General features: G+C 47.7%; 3 protein-coding genes and 1 pseudogene. 1 reads left to right on the top strand and 3 read right to left on the bottom strand.

The annotated features are described in order from the left end of the window. Window positions 1–269 precede the first annotated feature (269 nt). On the top strand, window positions 270–1277 hold the full coding sequence (locus Q0W37_RS15210; protein ID WP_297702391.1) for a hypothetical protein: 1008 nt from the start codon (window positions 270–272) through the stop codon (window positions 1275–1277). Here the strand turns inward: Q0W37_RS15210 and Q0W37_RS15205 are convergent. The 3 genes and pseudogenes from Q0W37_RS15205 to Q0W37_RS15195 form a co-directional block, all read right to left on the bottom strand. Beyond that, a complete protein-coding gene (locus Q0W37_RS15205) occupies window positions 1274–3613 on the bottom strand; it encodes a PCMD domain-containing protein (protein ID WP_297702390.1) in 2340 nt (779 codons plus the stop codon). The two genes, Q0W37_RS15210 and Q0W37_RS15205, sit on opposite strands and share 4 nt — an antisense overlap. A 21-nt stretch (window positions 3614–3634) precedes the next feature. Beyond that, complete coding sequence (locus Q0W37_RS15200; RefSeq protein ID WP_297702389.1) at window positions 3635–4390, bottom strand: hypothetical protein; 756 nt, start codon at window positions 4388–4390, stop codon at window positions 3635–3637. Between the two features lie 229 nt (window positions 4391–4619). Further along, window positions 4620–5011 (bottom strand): annotated as a pseudogene (locus Q0W37_RS15195) (sodium:proline symporter); the annotation flags it as partial.

Genomic DNA, 5011 nt, shown 5'->3' with positions numbered 1-5011 from the left:
CCTGGTACGATAACGAATGGGGCTACAGCAACAAGGTTTGCGAAATGGCCCGCGTGATCGCTAAGTAAGATTTCTGATGAGCGCTAGTGGTGTGGGCGCAATAAATCAGATTCCCGCACCTCCGCTAGAAACCTTTCAAAGACCCCTGTCGGTAACCCCGGCGGGGCTCTTTTTTATAGTAGATTCGGTACCCATGTCATTGCGAGGAGCGAGGGCGACGAAGCAATCTCTAGTTGAATCTTTATTTAGAATAAACTATATTTTGAAGCATGAAAAATAAATTCCTTGCTCTCTTGATTTCGTCGGCGTTTATGTTTGCTGCTTGCGGCGACGATTCCTCTTCCGCTTCTGCGGACTCCTCTGTTGATGAATCTTCTTCTTCGTTGGAAGAAGGCGATGACTCTTCTTCTTCGGAATCGGACGATGCTAATTCATCTACGTCCAAGAAAGGTGGAAAATCCTCTTCTTCGGAAAAATCTTCTAAAGATTCCTCCTCTGATGAGGGTGATGATTCCTCTTCTTCTTCTGACGAGGGGGACGATGAATCCTCTTCGAGCGAGGCTCCCGAATCTTCCTCATCCGCGGAAGCCGCTCCTGTTGAAACTCCAATAGGTACCCGTGTCGCGGAACTGGAGGAGTTGCAGAAGAATATGGAACTCAAGCTGTCCGACATAACGGTCTACCTGTCGACTGGAAGCAAAAAGGGCCTCATGACTCTTCGCATTCCGGGTGAATTGTGGGCGGTGACCTATACGGATTTCGCAAATGGTTCGGTGACCTTTAAAATGGACGATGTCGGCTTGCAGTATAGCGAAACCGATGCCGCCAAAACGATTGTTGAAATGATGAACGAAGGCATCAAGATTTCGTTCGCGATAGAAGAAAGTGATGGAAGAATCCTGTACTCCCTGAATGATTGGGATGAATACACCGACGCTGTAAAGGCGAGTGTCACCGTACAGAAGGGCAAGGTCTCCAAGGCTGAGATGATTCAGAATAAGATCTATGCTTGTGCCGATGGCGATTCTACGAAAACCTTCAAATTCCTCGAAAGCTCGTATACCTATGAAGTTTCTGTCGACAACAATGTGGTGGACTGGCATTCAGGTCACTACGATATCCAGCGGAGCTCCCTATTGATGCGCCCGTTACGCGACGTCGAAACATCGCGTTCGTTGTACATTTATTCTGTGGGCGAAGACAATACCATTACGGCTGACAATGGCGAGGTCATGAACTGCACGGTTGATGACGCCGAAAATGACGATGATCTTTAGTAGATCAGTCGCATTTCGTCGATAACCAGTGTGGCATCAGGGATTCCTTGGTAATGGTTGCCGTCGGCACTGGAGGCGAATACGACTCGGATATGGGTAACGGGTTCGTCGCCAGTGCCCTGAGTCAGTCCGTTGTTGATCGCCTTTTCGTTTGCAGATTTTACGGTGGTGTCAAAGGTTGAAGAGTTCCAGATGGGGGAATCTTCCAAGGGGTTACCGTATTTAAATTTCAGCCGAACCGTTCTCATCCCGTCTTCGTTCTTTTCTTCGGAGATGCTTACCAGGTCTGGATTTGGTCTGCCTCCATTATCGTCGGTCGTGGAACGGTACCAGGCACTGGCAACGAGCTTGTTCACGTCATCTGATTTGCGATTAGCATTCTTATCGCCGGTTCTGTTTTCGAGTAAAACATAGAGATCGCAGCTGTCTCCTTTTCCTGTATAGGAAAACTTAAATTCAACATATTCCGGTCTTGCATTGAATTTTTTTCCGAAATCCAGGAGTTCGTTTCCGTCGGGCCAATCTTCGGTGCTCATCATGCCTAACATTCCGACGTCATTGGGGTCAAAGACGGCGGTATAAAGGCTACCGCTTGCCTTTTTAATAAACATATCTCTTGTGAGTAATTCGGCTGCAATCATGGAGCCTTCGGATTTTTTCGTTGTAAAATATAGGCCTAGATCGGCCATATTGCCACTGCTCCAAATAGAATCTGGTTTAACATTGTTTTTTTCATCCCAAATGTTGAAATCGCTTCCCGGCAACTGGTAACCCGCCTTGACCTTATAGACGATGGATTCGCCTGCAGGGTTTTTGACGACAAGTTCTTGCCCGTTTTCGAAATTGTAGGTCTTGCCTTCCACAAGTCCACTTGCAGATGCTTTTTTGGACAATTTCAATTCCGTTAATTTCAGGGAGCTCAGGTCGGTAAGGAAGGGGAGCGTATCGAGATGAATCGATTTGTTCTCGTTATCGATGATTGCTTCCATTCCTTCAATTTTCAAGGACTGGACACTTGGTGGTTCAATTACCTCGGGAACAGTGGCTGTCAGAGTCCATGTTTCTGTGCTTGCGTCTTCGGCGGTAATCGTGAATGTGACAGGGGTTCTCAAATCGACTGTCTCGGGCAAATTGTGGGATGCCGTTTCAGAAACCTTCAGAGTCACTTCGACCGCTTCGATATTGGAGCCTGCGGTTAAGTGCAATTCGACGGTTTTCTTGGACTTGTCGATGGATGCCGCGGATTCTTCGCCTGTTGCAGAAATGGACAGGAGTTCTTTTTCGCTAGAAGCTACTGCGTCGGCCGCGGCGATAGATAGGGCGAGCACCCATGTTTTAGTGGTTCCGTCTTCGGCGGTCACCTTGAAAGACTGGAAATTCTTCCAGGATTTGACTCCATCGGGCTTGGGGGAAACTGTTGCTCCTTCGGAGGTGCTCCACGAAGCGAGTGCGGCCTTTTTCAGGGAAGAACCATTTTTCAGATCGATGTAGATGGTGTCCTGGGATCGCCGGACCTTGAGCTGGTTGTCAAACTTAAGCTGTAAGTCGGTGGCGTTGTTCTTGATCGTAGTAAGGTAGACCGTCCAGACTTTTTCGCTGCCGTCTTCCGCTGTTACCTTGATTTTTTGCGGCTTGGACCAGCTCTTTATGGATTTTGGATCCGGAGAAATCTTTGCTTTCTCATGTGTGGAGACGCTCTTCAAGGTGGCATTCTTGATATTGAATCCCTGCGGGAACGTGATAATCAGTGAATCTCCAGATATCTTACTGTCAACGGCCTTGTCAAATGTCAAGGAGAGCCCGTTGTCGGAGGATTTAGTCTGTTCGTCTTCTTTTTTATCGGAATTCTTTTGTGGGGTTGTAAACTTTAGTTGCCAGAGGGTGCGGTCCCCGTTTTCTGCAACTGCGACTAGATAGACGATTCCGTTTTGGGGAAGTGCAATTTTGGAGTCCTGCGTTACTTTATTCTTGTCATAAGAAACGGCTTGGGACAAGGAGTCTGCTTTGAGAGAATCTGTAAAGAATTCCTTGATCTTGCTATTCACCACATGAATAGAGGCCATGTTGCTCAGACTGAAGTTTGTCACGGTCACGGAATCCCAAGTTTCCTGATTCTTCGGGGGAGCCTGAAGCTTTATTTCCATGCGGTGTTCGCTATTGTAAACGACGGCGTCTTCTTGTTGCTCCTCAAACGCAATAAGCTTGAGTTCCTTGTACGGCGAAGTTCCGAATTCGTCGAAATCGGCGGTGCAGCCGAATATAAGTGTCAAGAGGAGTGCCCACACTATCATCCAGGTGGAGGTGAAAGGAGTGAATCTTTTCTTCATAAAATTCATATTCTTCTCCAAGGTGCTTTATTAGAAGAAATAGACCAGGGACAAGTCTAATGCTAACAGATTGATGGAATAATCGATAACGTTGTAAGTAAGTTTGCTGTGTTTCTCGTCGTTTTCTTCCATATCAATGATGTTGGAGCTTACACCAAGCAGACCTACTGAAACTTCAAAAGCGAATCGATTCATGACCATAATGCAAACACCGGGATTGAGGCCTGCTGCGAATGTCCAGGTATGGCTTTGGGTCTTGGTCATGTCCTTTCCGTCATCGCTCTGCGAAATACCGTAAGAATATCCAACCTTGAGCGAGGTTTCGTTAAAGAGGTATAAAATCCTTGAATCCAGAATTTTCAGGTAATGTTTCATGAATGGCTGCATGAAAAATCCGTTGCTCATGTATTTGCGGTGCTGGGCCACGTCGGCAATGTCTTTCAATATCGCAAAATCGATATCCACCCACGTGCGGGTATACCCTAGATGCATACCGATGGCGCGGGCGTCTTTATAGAAATAGCCTCCGGTCAATTCGGCTGAAAATTTGTAGCCATCCGCTTCGTAGATGTCACCGATGATAATATTCAAGGCTTCGTCTTGCGTGGTAGCCTGGAGGAGTGATACGGTTACTCCCGTTAGAATTCGACCTTCTGCAATAGGTTCGTCCGGGTGAACGGGGTAGAGGGATTCCAGGAGACCACCTTTTTTCTCGTTGTTGTCGGGCGTCTCGGCAGCCAGTGTTATGCAAATGCAACACAGAAGAGATATAATAAACGCTTTCATGGGACGAAATGTAAGAAAAAAGTATACAATCGTCAATGTGTAAAATTATCGAAATATAATTTGAAGTGGAGGAATATTAAAAAAGCCTGCTAGAAAAGGCAGGCGTATTGTCTTTAGTCTTTTGTTTCCCAGGTCATTCTCGACCAAAGGTAGGGCGGACAGCACTTGGCAACTTGTTGCCTTAGTGCGCATGGTCCTCGAAGGGGAGAATCCAGGAGGACATGCTTGATTACAGTTTCATGTCGGAGAGTCGCGTGTGATCGACTTGTTCAAATTCATCGATGATTTCCTTGCTCGGGGCCTTGGTGCAGAGGCTCACGATCACGATGGTCACAAAGCTCAAGACGAAGCCGGGCACGAGTTCGTAAATCTGGAAGATTTCGGCGGAGAATCCGGAGAGGTAGAACTTCCACACGAAGGTGGTGATGCCGCCCACGAGCATGCCCGCGATGGCGCCCGGAAGCGTGGTACGCTTCCAGAACAGGGCAAGGAGCATAATCGGGCCGAAGGTGGCGCCGAAACCGCCCCAGGCAAAACTCACGAGGCTCATCACCACATCCAGGAAGCTCTTGCCGTGCTTCACTCCGTCGGCACTGGGAGCGCCCTGCATGGCCACGATGA

It is taken from the genome of uncultured Fibrobacter sp., assembly GCF_947166265.1.
Classification (GTDB): domain Bacteria; phylum Fibrobacterota; class Fibrobacteria; order Fibrobacterales; family Fibrobacteraceae; genus Fibrobacter.
This window is presented reverse-complemented; position numbering and strand designations above follow the sequence as displayed.